This is a genomic window from Paenibacillus sp. Leaf72 (assembly GCF_001422685.1).
In the GTDB taxonomy this organism is placed as follows: Bacteria; Bacillota; Bacilli; order Paenibacillales; family Paenibacillaceae; genus Pristimantibacillus.
Genome location: NZ_LMLV01000035.1, coordinates 1 through 18810, shown reverse-complemented (window position 1 = coordinate 18810; position 18810 = coordinate 1). Strand labels below are relative to the sequence as shown.

General features: G+C 47.9%; 11 protein-coding genes and 1 riboswitch. Of the genes, 2 read left to right on the top strand and 9 right to left on the bottom strand.

Annotated elements, in window-relative coordinates; all coding sequences use genetic code 11:
* Positions 1-29: 29 nt before the first annotated feature.
* From ASF12_RS31410 to ASF12_RS31375, 8 genes are all read right to left on the bottom strand, one after another.
* Positions 30-881 carry a hypothetical protein gene (locus ASF12_RS31410; protein WP_056043074.1) on the bottom strand — a complete coding sequence of 284 codons (852 nt, stop codon included), beginning with the start codon at positions 879-881 and terminating at the stop codon, positions 30-32.
* Positions 882-894: 13 nt separating this feature from the next.
* Positions 895-1848, bottom strand: a complete 954-nt coding sequence (locus ASF12_RS31405; protein WP_056043071.1) for a hypothetical protein — start codon at positions 1846-1848, stop codon at positions 895-897.
* A 38-nt stretch (positions 1849-1886) separates the two neighbouring features.
* Positions 1887-4781, bottom strand: a complete 2895-nt coding sequence (locus ASF12_RS31400; RefSeq protein WP_155973630.1) for a fibronectin type III domain-containing protein — start codon at positions 4779-4781, stop codon at positions 1887-1889.
* 611 nt (positions 4782-5392) lie between these two features.
* Positions 5393-9511 (bottom strand): fibronectin type III domain-containing protein, encoded by a 4119-nt coding sequence (locus ASF12_RS31395; protein WP_056043065.1) that lies wholly within the window; start codon positions 9509-9511, stop codon positions 5393-5395.
* Between the two features lie 172 nt (positions 9512-9683).
* A riboswitch (cyclic di-GMP riboswitch) is annotated at positions 9684-9784 on the bottom strand.
* 429 nt (positions 9785-10213) lie between these two features.
* Positions 10214-11494, bottom strand: a complete 1281-nt coding sequence (locus ASF12_RS31390; protein ID WP_056043062.1) for a class II aldolase/adducin family protein — start codon at positions 11492-11494, stop codon at positions 10214-10216.
* Positions 11495-11817: 323 nt separating this feature from the next.
* Complete coding sequence (locus tag ASF12_RS31385) at positions 11818-13236, bottom strand: NAD-dependent malic enzyme (RefSeq protein ID WP_200931694.1); 1419 nt, start codon at positions 13234-13236, stop codon at positions 11818-11820.
* Between the two features lie 102 nt (positions 13237-13338).
* Complete coding sequence (locus tag ASF12_RS31380) at positions 13339-14145, bottom strand: response regulator (protein ID WP_056043058.1); 807 nt, start codon at positions 14143-14145, stop codon at positions 13339-13341.
* Positions 14142-15734: an ATP-binding protein gene (locus ASF12_RS31375; RefSeq protein ID WP_056043056.1), complete on the bottom strand. Its 1593-nt coding sequence runs from the start codon at positions 15732-15734 to the stop codon at positions 14142-14144. The genes ASF12_RS31380 and ASF12_RS31375 overlap by 4 nt, the downstream gene beginning before the upstream one ends.
* Before the next feature lie 106 nt (positions 15735-15840).
* Here ASF12_RS31375 and ASF12_RS31370 point away from each other — a divergent pair, with 106 nt between their 5' ends.
* Both ASF12_RS31370 and ASF12_RS31365 read left to right on the top strand, forming a co-directional pair.
* Positions 15841-16881 (top strand): DctP family TRAP transporter solute-binding subunit, encoded by a 1041-nt coding sequence (locus ASF12_RS31370; protein WP_056043053.1) that lies wholly within the window; start codon positions 15841-15843, stop codon positions 16879-16881.
* A gap of 115 nt (positions 16882-16996) precedes the next feature.
* The gene (locus ASF12_RS31365) at positions 16997-18325 is read left to right on the top strand and encodes a dicarboxylate/amino acid:cation symporter (protein ID WP_235533339.1); all 1329 of its coding nucleotides are present in this window, start codon (positions 16997-16999) and stop codon (positions 18323-18325) included.
* 90 nt (positions 18326-18415) lie between these two features.
* On the opposite strand, the gene ASF12_RS34915 is transcribed toward ASF12_RS31365, so the two are convergent.
* Positions 18416-18556 carry a hypothetical protein gene (locus ASF12_RS34915; protein WP_155973628.1) on the bottom strand — a complete coding sequence of 47 codons (141 nt, stop codon included), beginning with the start codon at positions 18554-18556 and terminating at the stop codon, positions 18416-18418.
* Between the last annotated feature and the right edge of the window lie 254 nt (positions 18557-18810).

The following is an 18810-nucleotide window of genomic DNA, read 5'->3' as shown; positions in this document are numbered from 1 at the left end:
TTTGTGGATTGCTATTATTGTGGAAACGATTAATTGTATTTGTCTGTGTACGCTTTCGCCATAATAGCTTCATCAGAGGTTCCTGCTTTTTTCTTCGCAATGACGGACTCCGGCGTTAATCCAAGCTTCTGAGCTAGTACAAAAGCTTCTGCTACCTGCTGCTCTGTAAACTTTCCTTTTTGAACATATTTGTTCAGCTGTTCCTTCGTTATTTGCAGGCGCGGCAAGCTGAGAGAGCCATTCAAAATATCAAGCGAGGTTGAAATCTCCTGCCAGCTTTTGTTCGCCTCAAGCTTTTCCTTCAATAGATCTTCCATCGCTGCCCCGGATACAAAAGAAAGCGTATCTGCTATCATAATGTCATCCGAGCCAAGCTTAGGGTTGCTCATCCATTGCTCCAGCTCATCTGCCTCGAATGCTCTGGGAACGAAAGCTTTATGGCTGGAATGATACTGTTCCATAATGGTCTCCCAATCATTCCCCTTCGAGCGCTCCAAGGCTAGCTGCTCCAAATCTTGCATTTTCCCATAGTTTTGGTATAAAAACTCGTAAGCAATAAGCAAATCAGGCAAGCTGCTGCCTGCTGCTGCCAGACGGTCAAGCTCCTTTTGGAATTTCTCATCCACTTGCAACGTCTTTACCATGCTTTCATAGTTAGCAAGGTTGCGAGCATAAGTGGCCCCATCCGCTTCTTTAATTTGATCCAATGCCGTTTGCGATAGCGACAGGGTTGCAGCATTTTGGAAGGTTTTATTTGTGTTGACTGTCGTTTTCTGATCAGTTAATGCATTTTTTGCAAGCACGCTTCCTAGCTGCAGCACCGTGCCAAGGGCAAGTATGACAACTAAGGATTTTGTCATTTTATTAAATTTATATTTCATTGGTAGTCCGCCTTTACGGTCGATTTGGGTTAATGGCCTCTATTTCCTTCATGACATCAGCCGCTGGGTTGCCAGGCCTAATATCCTCTACAACAGGCAAAGGAACATCCGGTAAAATGTTCTCCCCTTTGCTGTCTTTTACATCTATCGATGCTGTAGTCCCCTGCGTCGTTGTCGTCAAATTATCTTTTATACGCGTGTTGCTTTTCTGAATTTGCTCCAGCAGCGCAAGCTCAATGCCAGACATCGTAATCATTTCATGGGAAGGGCTGCTCATCCGCTTCTCATCTCTTGCTTTTATATAAGCCTCTTGATCGGAGATATATAGGTTCAAATCCAATTCCAATTGAAGCGCGACCAAATATTCATCCAAAACAGTCTCTGCGCTTCCTACCTTGTCTTCCAGCAAAAGCATGAAATACACAGCGTCGGCAACATTGAACTGTTGAAGCAGCTTCTCATAGCGCTCCTGCTGATCTTCCTCTTTCTTGTCTATGCTTGCCGTAGGAACTTGAACAGCAGGGGCAGGCTGATTGCCGCCCCCCAGCTCTTTCAGTTGGAATTGCAATCGTTCTGCGAGCATTTTCGCCTCTAAAATATCCTCATTCTGATAGCCTTGTGCCTGAAGCTTGCTTGTCACTTCATCCATTCCTGACTCTGCAAGCAGCCCGCTGCGCTTGCTCCGGTCCTCGTCATTTCCCGCAAGCTTGGTTGACTTCAACTGCTCAAGCACCTCGTTCCAAGAAAGCCCCGTGTCTTTCAGCTTTATAATTTCCTCTGCCTTGACACCTGTCATATTGGAAATATCCGCGGCCATCATGCTGTCGCTCTTCATTTCAACGGCAGCTTCTTCTTTATTTGGATTGATTAAATTGTTATCTAGCAGCAATACAAAGGTTTCTGTGATTAAAGCGATGACAACAACAATCGCTACCCATTTGTAATGCTTTTTGAGAAAATGCCTCACATACTCAGCTCCATTTCCGTTTCCATTTCAGTTTCCTGTTAAACCTTTACGTCAATCGTCGTTTGACCTGTTATTTTAGATTTGAAGATGATCGTCGTTACTTCACCGGACCAGGATGTGCCCGGCACAATGTTTTGGCTTTTCTTAAAGGTGATGCGTCCCGGTGTGTAGGTGACTTCCAGATTGGAGCCTGCTATTTTGCCGGACTGCTGGTCCAGTGCTGGCGTGAAATCATACAAATCTACAACCTCCAGCGCCGATGCATCATACGTAACGACATACGTTAACTCGCTGAAATCCTGCACATTGCTGCCCAGCAGCGACAAATCAAACGTCTTCCCTTTTACACCATTGACAATATACGAAGGGCTCGTTGTACTCTTCACAATTGCCGGGCTCCATACCGTCACACCTGCTTCGTTCTTCGCGCGCACCCGGTACGTATGCGAGGTACCAGACTCCAAGCCTGTATCCGTATAGGTTGTTGATGTACCCGTTGATGCTACGGTCTGACCATCCACCTCAATGTCGTAACCGCTAGCTCCCTCTACCTGATCCCAGCGCAGCTCGATGCTGTTGTTATTCGCTATTGCATTCACTTCAATATTCCCTTGGAGGGAGTCAGGAAGGGTAGACAACGACAACACGGCGATCCAGTTTGCTGGCGTCCCTTCTTGTTTCAAGCGGATCTTGTACGTATGAAATTCATTCGCCCCGAGCCCGCCATGATGATAGATCGTGTCCAGCCCGTTATCGGTTAGGACTCCGTCCACTTCCACCTCATAATGCGCATCTATTGCTACCGTTTCCCAAGATACGGTGATTGATCGATTTGTCACGACAGCTGCTACATTCGTTAGCGCCAAATCTGATGCTTGTTGATTAGGCAGAGCTGTGAGCGTAACCTTGCTGCCCCATTCGCTATATCCGCTTATGTTCACCGCACGTACCCGGTAAGCGTAGGCTTTATTTGGAACGAGTCCCGTATGTGTGTATTGATTAGTGGTTACATTCATAATCGTAGAACCATCAATCTCAATCTCGTAGCTTTCCGCATGCGGTACTTTATACCATGTCAGCGTGTTGCCATCCGCTTCAGCTGTTGCGATGAGATTTGTTGGTATGGCGGGCTTTTCAGGATGCGTGACCGTTTCAAGCGGCTCGCTCCACGCGCTTTTCCCTCCCGCATTCGTCGCTCTTATGCGGTACGTATGAGGGCTTAGCGCCGCCAGTTCTTTATGGAGGTAGCTCGTGCGATTGGCATTATCCAAAATTAAGCCGTCTACCTCAATTTCATATCCTGTTGCTCCTGCAACGGGCTCCCAGCTCACCGCCATCTCATGTATCGCCGGCTCTGCTGTTAAAGCGCCTGGCTTTTGTGGAGGATAGGGCAGCGTTTGCGAGGTGACCAAGGCGCTCCATTCGCTGATCCCACCTGTGTTTTTTGCCCGTATCCGATACGTATGCTGCGTCTCTGGTTCCAGCCCCGAATGTATATAACGCTGGCCACTTCCAGCATCTTTTACAACGCCATCTACTTCAATGTCGTAGCCCTCTGCTCGCGCCACGATTCCCCAAGTAATCGTTTGCTCCTTCTGGGATGGTGCAACCTCTATTTGCAGCGGAATCGTAGGCGGGTCTGGCAGTGTAAAGGCAGCGAGCAGAGGACTCCAGCTTCCAGCTCCACTCCCATTTTTCACTCGCACCCGGTACGTATGTCTCGTATTTGGCGTGAGCGAGCTATGGAGATACGTGTTTGATGCGCCATTGTTAACGATCGCTCCATCGACTTCAATCTCATATGTGACGGTGCCGCCTGTTGCAGGCCACGATATCCGCAAGTAGCGCTGCGAGGCTTCTGGCGTTAGAGTCGCTGGCGGGTTTGCCAAGGTTTCTCCGTTCCTTGTGCTGCTCCAGTCCGTTTCCTCTCCTAGTGCATTTTTAGCTTTTGCCTGGTACACGAGCGTTGTATTGGATGCTATTCCAGTGACTCGTATTTTCTTGTTCGTCGGGGTAAACCATACGGCCGTGCTGCTTAATCCTCCTGAACCATTCACATACTGAGCTCCAGCTTTCAATTGGTACTGTGTTCCAGCCGGATTTCCATCTTGAAACGTGACCTCAAGACTGCTGTCATTTGCTTGTCCTAGCACGAAAGATGGGCTTTGCGCCTTTGTTTGAACGCTTTTCGTTTGTGATCCAATATGTCCTACTGCATCTCTTGCTTCAAATTTCACGGTGTAATTCGTATTCGGGATAAGCCCCGTCGCAGTATGCGCACCCGCGGCCAGCCAATCCGTTGCGCTTGTCCCTATCGTGAAACGATATGGCAGAGCATGTAAACCTGATATTGTATCCGTTGCTGTTCCCGTTACTTGTATAGTCGTATCCGTTGCTGTTGCCTGAAATACGCCAACTGCTGGAGCATTCTTGTCCACTTGGAAAACTACCGTATCTTGAATCGTTTGTGCCCCATCGCTCACCGTAAATTTCATCGTATGCGGGCCCTCACTCAATGATTGGACATTGAGCGCATTAAAGTTTACTTGCTGTGCTGTTGCTGTATTAGAGATAACTTTTGTATCTCTTGGTGTGCTCTCTGCATCTATGAAATAGGAAAGACTAAGATTACCGCTTGCTGAGCCCGTCACGCTCACTGACGGAATCAAAGATTGCAAATCACTAACCATTTGACCGGAAGCAGGTGTCAAAATGCTTTGTTTCATAACCGTTTGAATAGTGAAAAGAGGGCTATAGGCATATTCTCCCCACATACCGCTATCATTCGCCGATATTCTAATCATCGCTTGATTAGAAGGCCTGTATCTATTTAAATTCATTAAATATTCCCCAACATGATTGACCTGCCAGGCGGGCACGGTTTCGACATCATCCCACGAATATCCGCCATCTAGTGAGATTTCTATTTTCACTGTACTAGGAGTCCTCATTAATAAATTCTGAACCTTCCATGTCAAAAGCATATTTCCCTTATAAACCTCGTTATACCGAGGACTACTTATCATTACTGGATCATTGGCTGGTTTATATGCCTTATATACATGTATGGAGCCTAAATTTTGTCCAAAGCACCCTACTTTTGTAATCTTAATATCTCTAGTACCGCCCCCTATTGGCACACCTTCTATATCCAAAAATGGTTCATTATAAAAGCTTTTTAAAATATAATAGGATCCTCCGAATACTGCCGGGGAGAAGCTTATTTCGTATCCGCATCCCGGCGGTAAATTGTTTTTATTGCTTGTAAATTCTAGCCTCGTATGATAAACCTCATACGGAGAATGATTGATATCAAAAATCAAGTTCTCTTTGCCATCCAGATAGACACCAGGAGTATTGGAAGAATAGAAGTTTTGTTCACCAAAATTATGACTTGCCACGTACGACCAGTTAGGGTTTTTAAGCCCATTATCCGGAGTAATGCTTGCTGCTAAAACACCAACATTTTGACCTATGAGCGTTACCAGGAAAAAATATAAGGTTAGTACTGTAATTTTTCTCATTGAACTGTCCCCCACATATGCTATTCCACAATATAAGTAATTTTTGAGTAGTCATTTGTTTTCGCCAGAAACTCAATGCTGTTCACTATCGTTTTGTCGGCATTAATAACCTCAAACACGATTTCTCCAGGCACGAATTTCCGTACGATTATATTGGTACCTTGAATTAAGCCAGTGCCCAGCTCGATTTCTGGCGTCATTCCACTGAGTTCTAGAACTTCTACTTCAGAAGGCTGATAAGTTACCGTAATCGTTCTCTGTGTGACACCCTGCTTCTTAGGAGCAGCAACGACTACATTGAACTTATTGTCCTTGCCTGGGTTTACAATAATTTCAGGTATTGTATTTTTCTCTACTTTTTCAGACCATTCGCTAGAGCTGCTCGCCGAATGGGATCTAACCCGATAAACATGTCGTGTATTGGATTTCAGCCCCTGATGAACATAGCTGACTCCTGAAATACCTTCAATAAGCGTCCCATCGACTTCAAGGTCATAGCTTGCTGCTCCTGATACCGAGGTCCATTCGACAGTTATTTGATTTGTTTTTGCTACAGTAGAAATGATTTCCGGTACCCCTGCCGAGCTTATAGCTGTGACCGCTTGACTCCACTCGCCTATGGCGTTGCTCGATTTTGCTCGCACCCGATACACATGCTTTGATCCCGGAGCAAGCTGTGCGTGTACATATCGGGTCAGATTGCCGTTATCTACAATCCTTCCATCTACTTCAACGTCATAACCATTTGCACCGACAACGCTGTCCCACTCTATGGTAATACTCGTACTTGCGGAGAGAACTTTATGAATAACTGGAATGCCCAGCCCCGTACTTGCTCTAACCGTGTCGCTCCAATCGCCAGTCAAATCATTATTTTTCGCCCTTACACGGTAAACATGCAGCGAATTAGGCGCTAGCCCTGCATGTTTATAGCTAGTCCCCGTTGAAACCTCTACTAGCACCCCATCAACAGCGATTTCATAGCTAGTAGCTCCACTGACACTATCCCAAGAAATTGTGATTGTATCATTTGTTGATGCTGTCTTAACGTTTTGCACCTTACCAAGTGAAGTTGCTTGTGTAATGATCTCGCTCCAGGGACCGTTCCCCCCAGTATTTCTAGCTCTGATGCGGTAGGTATGCTCCGTAAATGGCAGTAAATCCTTATGCACATACGTTAAATTCAAGCCATTATTTACGATTAGCCCGTCCACTTCAATATCATAGCCAACTGCCCCTATTACTTGATCCCAGGTTACAGTGATAGCTGTGCCTGTAGCTGCAGCGCGTATATTGGAAGGCACTCCCGAAAGTGTTGTGCGTGTAATGGAATGGCTCCATTGTCCAATAACGTCATTATTTTTGGCGCGTACCCGGTACGTATGCTCACCGTTCTGCTCTAAATTGGAATGTAAATAGCTCGTATTCAAGCCATTATCTAAAACATTTCCATCCACCTCGATATCGTATCCGGTTGCCCCCACAACCTCATCCCACTCCACTGAAATACTGGAGCTGCCAGCCACTGCATGCAGATTTTCCGGGACAGAAGGCAAGGTAGTCGCCGTAACTTTCTCGCTCCAATTACTTGCTCCATTGCTATTTTTCGAACGAATTCGATACGTATGTGTTGTATTAGGCTCTAACTGATCATGCAAATATTCCGTTCCCGTTATATTGCTTTTAACTGCGCCATCCACCTCAAGATCATAGAAATCCGCCCCAGAAATAGAATCCCAAGTAATAAGAATCGATTTATCCGTTGCTGTTGTATTCAGCACACCAGAGGTTCCTGGAAGCGTAGATTTCACAAGTATTGGGCTCCATTGCCCTGGACCGCTTGTATTCACCGCTCTTATTCGATAGGTTCGCTGAATGTTTGAATTCAGATTTTCTTCAAAATAGCGATTCACATTGCCGATGTTAACGACCGTATTGTAGGTTTCCACCTCGTAGCCGGTAGCGCCCCTCACATTCTCCCAAGTCAAGGTCACTGAATCGCTTGTCGATTGCAGTTTAATATTCTCGGGGACATCCGGCAAAGTCCAAACCTCCGATACAGAAGACCATTCGCCCTTTAAATCGCCGCTCGTCGCTCTGACTCTGTAATAATGCACCGTGCCTGATGGCAGCAGCTCATGAATAAATTCATTAAGAATGCCCAGTGGATAAATGCTGCCATCCATTTCAACCTCATACCCATCTGCATTAAATGCAGTAGTCCAACCGACCTTCACCGCATTTTCAGATGGAATAGTCTGAATGGCAGGAGTTGCAAACGGAGATAGCTGACTAGCTGGTACAACCTCTTTCGCTCCTGAAGCGCTTTGCCATGATAAAATGGCTTTAGGCGATCCATTACGACTAACGTATTCCATTTGAATGTCAACCTTTTGACCAGCTTCTAAGGCAATAGAGCCAGTAAATAATTTATTTCCTTGCGCTGCCCACTCATCAATAATTAGAGTTCCATTCACATATAGTTTGACTCCGCCATTAACATCAGCCTCGAACGTATAATTTTCAGCGTAATAAGGCTGTATTTGTCCAGACCATCTAACAGAAAACCGTCCATCATTTAGGCCTGTCGAAGATACAGGAGCCTTGCCTTGCAAAGCGGGCTGCTCCAGCACCGTCGTTTTTTCACCATCCAAATTTTCCTCTGTAAAATATTCCGCCTTTAACCCTGCTGCCAAATATTTCAGCTTCGTTTCCCCTTCAGTACCGACACCGATGTTAATAATCGGTTTCTGATTAGCTGTAATACCGCCTCCGATGGCAACGATGCCTCCGGTCTCAATATTCAAGTGATTGTTGACATGCATATCGCCTTGAATAAATAAATCTCCACGTTTCACAGAAATATTGGCCTGCTGATTATTGGAAACCAAGCTGCCAACTACCATTTCCTCATCAATATTCATAGTTACATTTGTATTGATATGAAGACTTCCAGGTACAATGACTCTTCCTGCTTGTACATTAAGCAGACCACTGTTATAAGTAAGGCTCCCAGCTATGAAATTGTCCGCAATCGAGACACTAGAATTATTATTCAAGTGCAAGGAACCTTTAACCCACAGATTCCCTCCCATTGTCCGAGTCGAATCGTTAGGTTTTTTAATATCAATAGTCAGCTCAGTGTTCGCATTCATGCTCCCATTGACGACCAAAGTTCCATAAACCGTAATGGTGAGCTTATTATTCGTATTGATGCCCTCTGCGATAACATAAACCGGTTTCGTAGGAGAGCCCAATGTCAGTGAGGAATCTAAATTTAAATGGCCCACCGTCACAGCTACCATATCGCTGCTGCTGTTATTAATTGCTGCCTCCAGGCCTGAGGCACTGCAATTATTACAGGAAATAAATGAAGGATTGGATGCCGCCAGTTTGCTTTCCAAAGACGCCATTTCTGCATTCATATAGCGGCTAATTTCCGGATTTAAATCGCCTACCCGGATAAAGGGAAGCGCATTATGCTCATTATTTTGATTGCCGGAAATAATAATTTTATTGCCCTGAAGCTTGTTTTGCTCCGCTGGCTTCCCAATTTGCGGTTTTGGAATCGTTTGGATGACAGGCTCCAGAGATTTAATTTCGATATATTGAATAGCTGTTGTATCTCCACTGCTGCCCGCATTGAGCGTCAGTTTCCCGTCAGCAATGACAACCCCCTTCTGAAAAGTTACTTGTCCACCAGCAGGCAGCTCCGTATTTTCCCAAAAAGTGTTGCCCTCTACATAAAGCGTATTATTGCTTTCATATACAGAGTTCCCGACACTGACCTTCACGTTATACCTGCCATTCGGCAGCTCAATCTCCCATTCGCCGCCTTCTTGCACTTGAATAGAAGAGTTTAGAAGCGGCGCATCGTAGGTGCTTCCTGTAACCGTAGACTGCGCATGATCCATATTCCAACCGTAGAAGTATCCATTGTGTGGACCATACTCATCGCCATGGTCGGCCAAATAGCCATCTGCTGCTAAAGCATCAGTTGCTTTAAACTGAACATTAACACCTCGAAATGACGCGGCAGCCTCCGTGGAATTGCTCCAGATGGAAGGAAGGAACATTTGAATAATTAAAGATAAACATAATACTCTTATTACACCTTGCTTAATCTGACTAAAATACATTTGAATATCCCCCTCTATTAAGAAAAACGTCTGGCGGCGTCCTTTCTATTAGACGCCATCGTTTTGGCAAAACGTATAGAGAAAGTATGAGAAAATTCATATCCTTTCCTATACGTCAAGCGTAAACGGCTGTCGCCGCTCTTTGGCGGCAAATAAAAAAGACCCATTTACTTTTGGCGGCCCGGCTGTCATACGGCAACCATAATTATGGTTTTCCGTGAAGACCCGCGGCTTTGCGTCCCTGTCTTTCGATCAGGTTTGCCTTTATCAATTTCAATGGGTTTGTTGATTCTTAAACCTACATTTCTAGTAGTCTCCACGAAGACCCTCGACTTTACTCCCCCGCCTTTCGAACGAGTCTACCTTTCAGTTCAATTGATCTAATAGTTCTTTGTACTTAGTATATCGGTTGGGTATTTAAAATTTTATACTACATAAGTCATGAAAATAAATATTTTTATTTGGCATGTCATTCCTCATTAACAGTGGACTCCTTATATTTAGTAAATTCTAGATCATACAACAGGAAGTTAATCCTATTTGAACTATTAAAAATCTTCCTATTTATCTCCTTGCAAATTATTAGTCGTATGATCAACAAAAAAATGCCCAACCCGCTAAACCACGGGCTGGACCTATCATTTCATATTTAAGTTCACTTTTTAAAACTCACATTACTATTAATTTAGGCAATATGGCCTACTACTTCAACCCAAAAGCCTGCTCCAGCTCCGCAATCCTCGACTGCTCCATATGCACAATAGCTCCAATGTTTTTCGCTGAAATGGTCGCTTTCGCGCTGTATTCGGCGACCTCCAGGCGGTCGAAGGCGTTCAGCAGGCTTTGCCCGGTGACGATGACGCAGTCATTTTCGGCAATGACGATGGGCGTGTTCTCCTGAAAAAGCTGCGCCGCCTCCTGCGGCTTCGTATACAAATCCCCATAAGGAAGCTTAGGAATATTCCGCAGCAAAATATAGCTTTCCGGAATCGTCCGCGAATCCAGCAGCTCCTCTGTCACCGCAAACGCCATAATATTAGGCGGATGCGCAATAATAACCGAGTTTACATGAGGCTGCGTCTCATAAATATGCTGATGAAACTGTACCGAGCGGCTTGGCACCTTGCCCGCCTCTTTCTTCCCGCCGTCAATCCGCACGAGATCCGCTGGCTCCACATATTTACGGTCCTGATCATACGGTGTAATAATGAAGGAATTTTCACCGACCCGATGGGAAAAGGTACCCTGCGTGCTCGTAAACAGCCGCTGATCGTAAGAACGCTTAATGAGCTTGCACATCTCCCGGCGTGCTTCCTTCTCCTCACTGCTGTAAAAATCCGGTACAAACTCCTCCAACAGCGCCTCGCGCGTATCAGCCAGCTGTTCGCCCCGCAGCGATACTGGCGTCCCAATCCGGTTCGCCTGTATTTCCATCCGGGCGCAATATTCCAGCGTCTCGAATCTTTGAAAAGCTTCAAATAAATCGCGGCCGCCTACAACGACACCGTGATTTTCCAGCATAATCGTGTTGAGCCCTTCGCTGAATACATCCGCTATATTTTCACCCAGCTCCGCGCTTCCCGGCAAGCCGTATTTCGCCATGCCTACTTCGCCGCAGATCAAATAGTCATTCGGAAGCAAGCGAACATTAGGCACTTTACGCACCATGCTGAACGCCACAAGTGCAGGTGGATGTGCATGGACAACCGCCCGAATATCCGGCCTTCTGCGATAAATCATCTGATGAAACGGGTATTCGCTCGATGGCCGATGATTGCCCGCGATCGTACCGTCCGCCTTCACACAAACGATATCCTGCCGCGTCAGCTCCCCCTTGTCGATGCCCGCAGGCGTAATCCAAAGATCGCCGTTATCGTCCAAAATCGATAAATTGCCGCCTGAAGTCGTCGTCATGCCATAACCGTAAATGCGCTCCATCATCATGACCAGTTGATCGGAAGGATGTAATAAAGTAAATTCCATGTGGATGTCCCCCTTTTTTCGCATTCAATATCTTTGTTTATATTGTATTACTTTTGTTTGTTTTTGAAAGTGACTTTTCTTACATTTCTTTTAACCTTTTCGCGCAAAAATAAAGCGGCGTCCAGCAGCTTATCATCTTGCTATACACAAAAAAAAAGAATGCCTCGGGTACATAACCTCGAAGCATTCCCATTTCAATCTATATAAGTCGAACTCTTGATTAGCATAGAACGATGGTCGTCACTGCGAGAAAAGCCGGACCTCCGTCCGCTGTTGTTTTCTGATTTCTTGCTTTAATGCTTCCTTTTTACGCCAATTTCAAACTACAGCTTGCGCTCCCGTCTGCGGGCAACTCCCGAAGCATAAGCTCCTTCAATGACCGCCTCTTTGACGCGATCCGCCACATGCGGATTGAATATGCTCGGTATGATGTAATATTCATTCAGCTCATCCTCGGTAACAACCGCAGCAATCGCTTGGGCGGCAGCGAGCTTCATTTCCTCCGTCACCCGTGAAGCCCGGCAGTCCAATACGCCACGGAATAATCCGGGGAAGCATAATACATTATTGATCTGATTTGGATAATCCGACCGTCCCGTCGCAATGACGCGCACAAGGCCTTCCACTTCCTCTGGTGTTATTTCCGGTGTTGGATTCGCCATCGCGAACACAATGGCATCCTTCGCCATTTTGCGAACATCATCCGCCTTCAGCACGCCCGGCCCTGATACGCCGATAAAAATATCTGCGCCCGCAATGACTTCGCTCAGCTTGCCCTGCTCCCGGCTTGGATTCGTATGCTCCGCATACCATCTCCATGCTTCATGCTCGTAGCTGCTGCCAGCGACGAGTGCGCCATCACGGTCAACCCCGATGATGTTCCGCACACCTGCCGCGAGCAAAATCTTCGTGCAGGCAATTCCTGCTGCGCCAACGCCGCATAGCACGATCTTGCAATCTGCAAGCTGCTTGCCTGCCAGCTTGACCGCATTAATAAGGCCTGCAAGCAGCACCACCGCTGTGCCATGCTGATCATCGTGGAACACCGGAATGTCCAGTTCCTCAATGAGCCGCCTTTCAATTTCGAAGCAGCGCGGCGACGAAATATCCTCAAGATTAATGCCTCCGAAAGTAGGGGCGATGCGCTTAATCGTCGCAATAATTTCTTCCGTATCCTGTGTATCGAGGCAGATCGGAAAAGCATCGACTCCTGCGAGCTGCTTGAACAGCATCGCCTTGCCCTCCATGACCGGCATCGCCGCGAGCGGGCCGATATTGCCGAGCCCTAATACGGCGGTTCCGTCCGATACGACGGCTATCGTATTTCTTTTTATCGTGAGCGAGTGGGCCCGCTTCGGGCTTTCATGTATCGCCATGCAAATATTGGCGACGCCCGGCGTGTATACCCGTGACAGATCATCGCGCGTTTTAATCGTCATTTTTGGCGTGACTTCGATTTTGCCGCCCAGATGCATAAGAAAGGTCTGGTCCGATACTTGAAGCACCTTTACGCCTGGCGACTTATTTAATACGCTTACAATTAGCTCTTTGCGCTGCGTATCCGTAATATTCACCGTCACATCGCGAATCGTTGATGTTTTGCTTGTCCCGCTGACGTCAACCGCTACAATGTCGCCGCCCGCTTCGCCAATTGCCGTAGCAATCCGCCCGAAGGTTGACGTTTCCTTGTCCATTTCCAAACGCAATACGATATTCGTGCTTCCCGTTGCCGGCACTGCCACCCTGACCACACTCCCATCAAACGCTTGAGCGCTTGCTATTTGCCTTCATGTTAACGGTTACATGAAAACGTGGGAAGCTTTTGGCCATATTGTTGATTTTGGTCATTTTGGTCTTTGCTGCAATACGTAGCGATTGATCGGGCGTCCTACCCCGCCATAGTTGATTTCCAGCTTCACATAACCGCTCTTCTCCAAAAAATCCAAGTAGCGCCTTGCCGTAACTCTGGCAATGCCGATGCCCTCGGCTGCTTCCTCCGCCGAAACCCCGCCCTCCAAGCGATGCATGGCCTCGACAATTTGCCGCAATGTGGCCGCATTCAGCCCTTTCGGCAGGCTGCTTTGCTGACCATCGAGCCCAGCAAATGAGGCTTGTTCTGCTGGCCCAGTTTCCTGCTCCCCATAACCCAGCTTCTGTCCTTGCGCCCAGTTTTCCCCACTGAGCAGCATGCGATCCAGCTCATCCTGAGTCACGGCCTTTTCTGCTGCCAACAAGCTTTCGTGGCGATCGCGATAACGCTCTAGTGTCTGGCGAATCCGTTCCAGCTTGAACGGCTTAATAATATAATCCATCGCGCCCCCGCGCAGCATTTCCCGAATCGTCTCCGGATCCTTCGCCGCTGTTACCACAATAACATCAACGGGCATTGCCGCTGAACGCAGCTCCCGAAGCGCAGCCATTCCGTCCAGCGCTGGCATAAAAACATCAAGAAACACCAAATCCGGCGCAAGCTCACGAATGAGACGCAAGCCTTCTTCTCCGTTCCCCGCAATGCCTACAACCTGAAAGCCGTCTACTTGCTCGACAAACTGGCGGTTAACCTCCTGCACCATGGGATCATCTTCGATTAGCACCACTTTAAAAAAACGTCCATCCTGCACCTTGTCCTTGTTCTCCGCCTTCACGTTCATCCGCCAGCTCCTCCCATCGGAAATGTTAGCTCTATAGCCGTGCCGCTTCCTAGCTCCGACTGAATGCGCAGCTCCCCATCGCCCTTATCGACGATACTGCCTACCAAATACAGTCCAATGCCGCGATTATCGCTGCCTTTCGTCGTAAAGCCCCGCTCCAGCACACGCGACTGCACCTCTTCCGTCATGCCGCAGCCATTGTCTTCCACTAGAATGGACAGCAGCTCTTCATCCTGCTCCATACTAACATAAATTTCCTTATTTGTTCGATCCGCTTTTGCCAGCGCGTCAAAAGCATTTTCAATCAAATTGCCGATAAGCAGCACCATATCATGCTGATCCAGCATAACGGGAAACTGCTTTACCTCCATATGAGGATCAAGCTTGACCTGAATGCCCAGCTCCTTGCCCCGGCTGATTTTGCCAAGCAGCAGGCCTGCCAGGCTATCATTCGCAATATGCTGATGCAGAAACTGCGTCAGCTCCTCCTGCTGTCCGGAAATATCGTATACGTATTGCAGTGCCTGTTCTTTTTTATCCAGTTGAAGCAGTCCCGCAATCGTATGCAGCTTGTTGCTATGCTCATGATTTTGCACCCGCAGCGCATCGACGAACTCCTGCACACCCGTCAATTCCTCTGCCATTCGCGCCACCTCGGTCCGATCTTGAAAAATCGCGATGGCCCCGATCATTTTCCCCTGCTCACGAATCGGAATGCGGTTGCTCCAAATCAGCGCATTGCCCACCCGCAGCTCCTGATTGAACACGGGACGCTCCAGCTCCATAATTTCCGGCAGCCGCGTATCCGGCAGCACTTCCCGGATTGGCAAGCCCACTACGTCCCTGGAAACGCTGAAAATCTGCCTCGCCCGCTCATTAAAAATCGTAATCCGCTCAAGGCGGTCAATCGCAATGACCCCTTCATGCATCGCCTGGAAGGCCGCCGAGCGCTCCCCATACATGCGGGCAATTTCATGCGGCTCCAAATTGTACATTTGCCGCTTAATATGGCGGGCAAGCAGCGCAGACCCGAAAATCCCAAACAATAAAGCGATCAGCAGCGTGAGCACAATCGAGCTTTTCTGCTCCTCAATAAGCTTCGCTAGCCCGGGCAGCAGTCCACCCGCTACGACGATACCTACCTGCTCATGCGCCTCATTCATAATCGGGACATAAGCGCGCAGCGCAACGCCCGCTTCCCCTTTCACCTTGGACATATACGTGTGCTCGGCAAACGCCGCGTCCGCATCCGCCGATTCAAACTTGCCGCCGATCCTCGCCGCCAATGGATGCGATAGCCTCGTCCGGTTCATGTCCAGCACGACGACATACGCCACATTGTTGATGATGCGGATATTGTCCGCCACAGGCGCAATCCAGCTTGCGCTATCCGGTTCATTGATCTGATTTTTAATGCTCGGCAGCTCGGCAACGGTGCGGGCCGTAATCAGCAGCCGCTGCTTAAGCTCGTCCTCCTTCATGCGGGTGACGCTCCCAATGACGACAATGCCACCGATAAGCAGCGAGAGGAGAACGAGTCCAAACGATAGTAAAATCATTTTCCAATAAATTCGCAGGCGGCTAAGCATCGCTTCTCCTCCGTATTTTACGTTTTTTCTCTATTGTGAAATAATGAGGGTAAAATAGCAACTGCGGCAAACGCTGCTAATCTGGCCAAAGGGAGGTGGTTCAAAAATGAAAACCGCAATCGGAATAATCAGCTTTATTGCTGTTGGTTTGCTGGCGGCCATTTTGTTCGGCTTTCGTCCCGAGGCGACTCGTTCCCTGCCCTTTGATGATGAACAGACGGGACTGAAAGAGCGGATCGTCATTAAATTCAGCCATGTGGTCGCGGAAAATACACCGAAAGGACTGGCGGCAAGCCATTTCGCCAAGCTCGTGAAAGAAAAGACCGATGACGCCGTCGAAATTCAAGTATTTCCGAACGGCATGCTGTATACCGAGGATACGGAGGTCGCGGCACTCAAACGTGGTGATATCCAAATGATTGCACCAGCCTACTCCAATCTCAGCGTCATTGACCCCGCTTGGCTCATTATGGACCTGCCATTTGCTTTCGCTGATCAGCATGCCGTCGATTCGGCGCTTGATGGCACATTAGGCGAGCTTTTATTTGCCTCAATGGAGCGGCATCATATCAAGGGTGTTGCCTTCTGGAGCAACGGCTTTAAGCAAATGACCGACAGCGTCCGTCCACTGCGGGTTCCCGAGGATTTTAAAGGGCTGAATTTTCGCATATTGCCAAGCGACGTGCTGGTCAGCCAGTTTCAGGCACTAGGTGCCACTACAAGCAAAATTCCCTTCAACGAAGTATTTGCAAGCTTAAAGAAAGGCACTGTAGATGGACAGGAAAATACGATTTCCAACATTTTTACGAAGCAGCTTTACCAGACGCAGCATTATATGACGATTAGCAATCATGGTTATCTCGGCTATGGCGTCATGTTCAACGAAAGCTTCTGGGACGGGCTCCCCCCGGGCATTCAGGCCGAGCTGCAAAGCGCGCTTGCAGAAACAACCGAGTGGATGAAGCAAAATACAGCAGCCATGCAGGAGCAGCAGCTTCGCCAGCTCAAGCAATTGAAGGATATTGACATTCATACGCTAACTCCGCAGGAGCGTGCGCAATGGGTACAGGCTTTTCTGCCGATTTATGACCAATACCGCGAGATTATCGGGGAACCGCTGATGAATGAAATCGCGCGACCAAAATAACCAAAACGAACAATATGACCGTATGCTTGTGACAGGGGCTCTCCTTCTTTTACAATGAGGACGCAAACGAAAATAAAGCGTTTTCATTTTGATAAAAGAAAGTGGGGACCTCCTCATGAAGCTGAAATTCAACCTGAAAAACCTAACCGTCCAAGTCGTGTGTGCTATCGTTGTTGGTATTTTATTCGGCCATTTCTTCCCGGAGTTTGGCGAGAAAATGAAAGTGCTTGCTGATGGATTTATTAAGCTGATCAAAATGGTTATTGCGCCCATCGTCTTTTTCACCGTCGTAAACGGCATTGCCAATATGGGCGATATGAAAAAAGTCGGCCGCATCGGCGGCAAAGCGCTGCTCTATTTTGAAATTGTGACGACGGTGGCGCTTGCGATCGGTCTCCTCGTCGTCAATATCGTGAAGCCGGGCGCAGGCATTGATGCCAGCAAGGCGAGCGGCGACATTACGAAGTACACCGACGCAGCTGCCCAGTCCAGCCACAGCATGGTTGATTTTATTCTCGGCATTATTCCGGATAACGTCATTTCGGCCATGGCTGGCGGCGATTTGCTGCCGATTCTCCTATTCGCAATTTTGTTCGGCTTGTCGCTAACGGCGATGGGCGAGTCGGCAAAACCCGTTATCCAGCTGTTTGACAAGCTGTCGCATGGCTTTTTCGGCATCGTCAATATGATTATGAAGCTTTCGCCGCTTGCGGCTTTCGGCGCTATGTCCTACACCATCGGCAAGTTCGGCATTGGCTCACTGACCTCGCTGGGCAAGCTGATGGGCTCCGTCTATATTACGATGGCGCTGTTCATTATTATTGTGCTTGGCTCGATTGCCCGTTTTTATGGCTTTAGCATTTTCAGCTTTATCCGTTATATCAAGGATGAAATCTTCCTCGTGCTTGGCACTTCATCCTCCGAATCGGCGCTGCCGCGCATGATGGATAAGCTTGAAAAATACGGCTGCTCCAAGCCGGTCGTCGGGCTCGTCGTTCCAACCGGCTACTCGTTCAACCTTGACGGTACGGCGATTTATTTGTCCATGGCCGCAATGTTCGTCGCCCAAGCCTCCGGCGTTGAGATGTCGCTGTGGCAGCAAATTACGCTGCTCGGCATACTGATGCTAACGTCTAAGGGAGCCGCAGGCGTTACGGGCTCCGGTTTTATTACGCTGGCAGCAACGCTTGCCGCATTCCCGAGCATTCCCGTCGCTGGCATGGCGCTGCTGCTCGGCGTTGACCGCTTCATGTCCGAAGCCCGTGCCATCACGAACCTGATCGGCAACGGCGTCGCAACCGTCGTCGTCGCCAAAATGGAAAATGAATTTCATCCAGGCGGCGCGCCGGAAGCGCCTGTAGCTGCAAAAGCCGAGCCTACTCCTACTGCTGCTAGCACGGGTCTCGCTGGAAATCTTGTTAAGCCAGCTGCGGAGCAGTCATAAGCTCGGTTCCGACTAACTTGCTCACTAAAAAAAAGCGCAGCGTCCTGCCAATACAGGGACTCTGCGCTTTTGTCGATAGTAAGATGACTATTAGATTTTGAAACTAATTGAATCATCCATCCCTTCCCCATCTAATTCTTCTGGCTCATCCACTCTCCAATTATTTGCATACAACCAAAAACCTTCAACCGCTTTCTCAAATGGGGCCTCTTGCAATAGAAATTGTTTCAAATTAAATCCGTCTATTTCCCTTCACCTCTCCTAATGTAATGACACAATAGCCTTCTCTCCTGATGTTTTCCCTCCATACTTCATTATGCTCTCCACTCACTTTTTTGCCGGACAGTGGTTCCGCTATTCACGCTTTTAACCCGAATTCAGGCCGTAAGCGGACAGGATGTAACTAGAATAAAAAGTGGACACAGCGTTAAGGAACGCCTAATAATAGACGTAACGAAAAAGAAGAGGTGTCCGCGAGTGGGAGA

Bases quoted from the DNA above. Each gene is read 5' to 3' on its own strand.
- ASF12_RS31375 (WP_056043056.1), bottom strand. From the start codon at position 15,734: ATGCTTAGCCGCCTGCGAATTTATTGGAAAATGATTTTACTATCGTTT.
- ASF12_RS31390 (WP_056043062.1), bottom strand. From the start codon at position 11,494: ATGGAATTTACTTTATTACATCCTTCCGATCAACTGGTCATGATGATG.
- ASF12_RS31365 (WP_235533339.1), top strand. From the start codon at position 16,997: ATGAAGCTGAAATTCAACCTGAAAAACCTAACCGTCCAAGTCGTGTGT.
- ASF12_RS31395 (WP_056043065.1), bottom strand. From the start codon at position 9,511: ATGTATTTTAGTCAGATTAAGCAAGGTGTAATAAGAGTATTATGTTTA.
- ASF12_RS31380 (WP_056043058.1), bottom strand. From the start codon at position 14,145: ATGAACGTGAAGGCGGAGAACAAGGACAAGGTGCAGGATGGACGTTTT.
- ASF12_RS31410 (WP_056043074.1), bottom strand. From the start codon at position 881: ATGAAATATAAATTTAATAAAATGACAAAATCCTTAGTTGTCATACTT.
- ASF12_RS31370 (WP_056043053.1), top strand. From the start codon at position 15,841: ATGAAAACCGCAATCGGAATAATCAGCTTTATTGCTGTTGGTTTGCTG.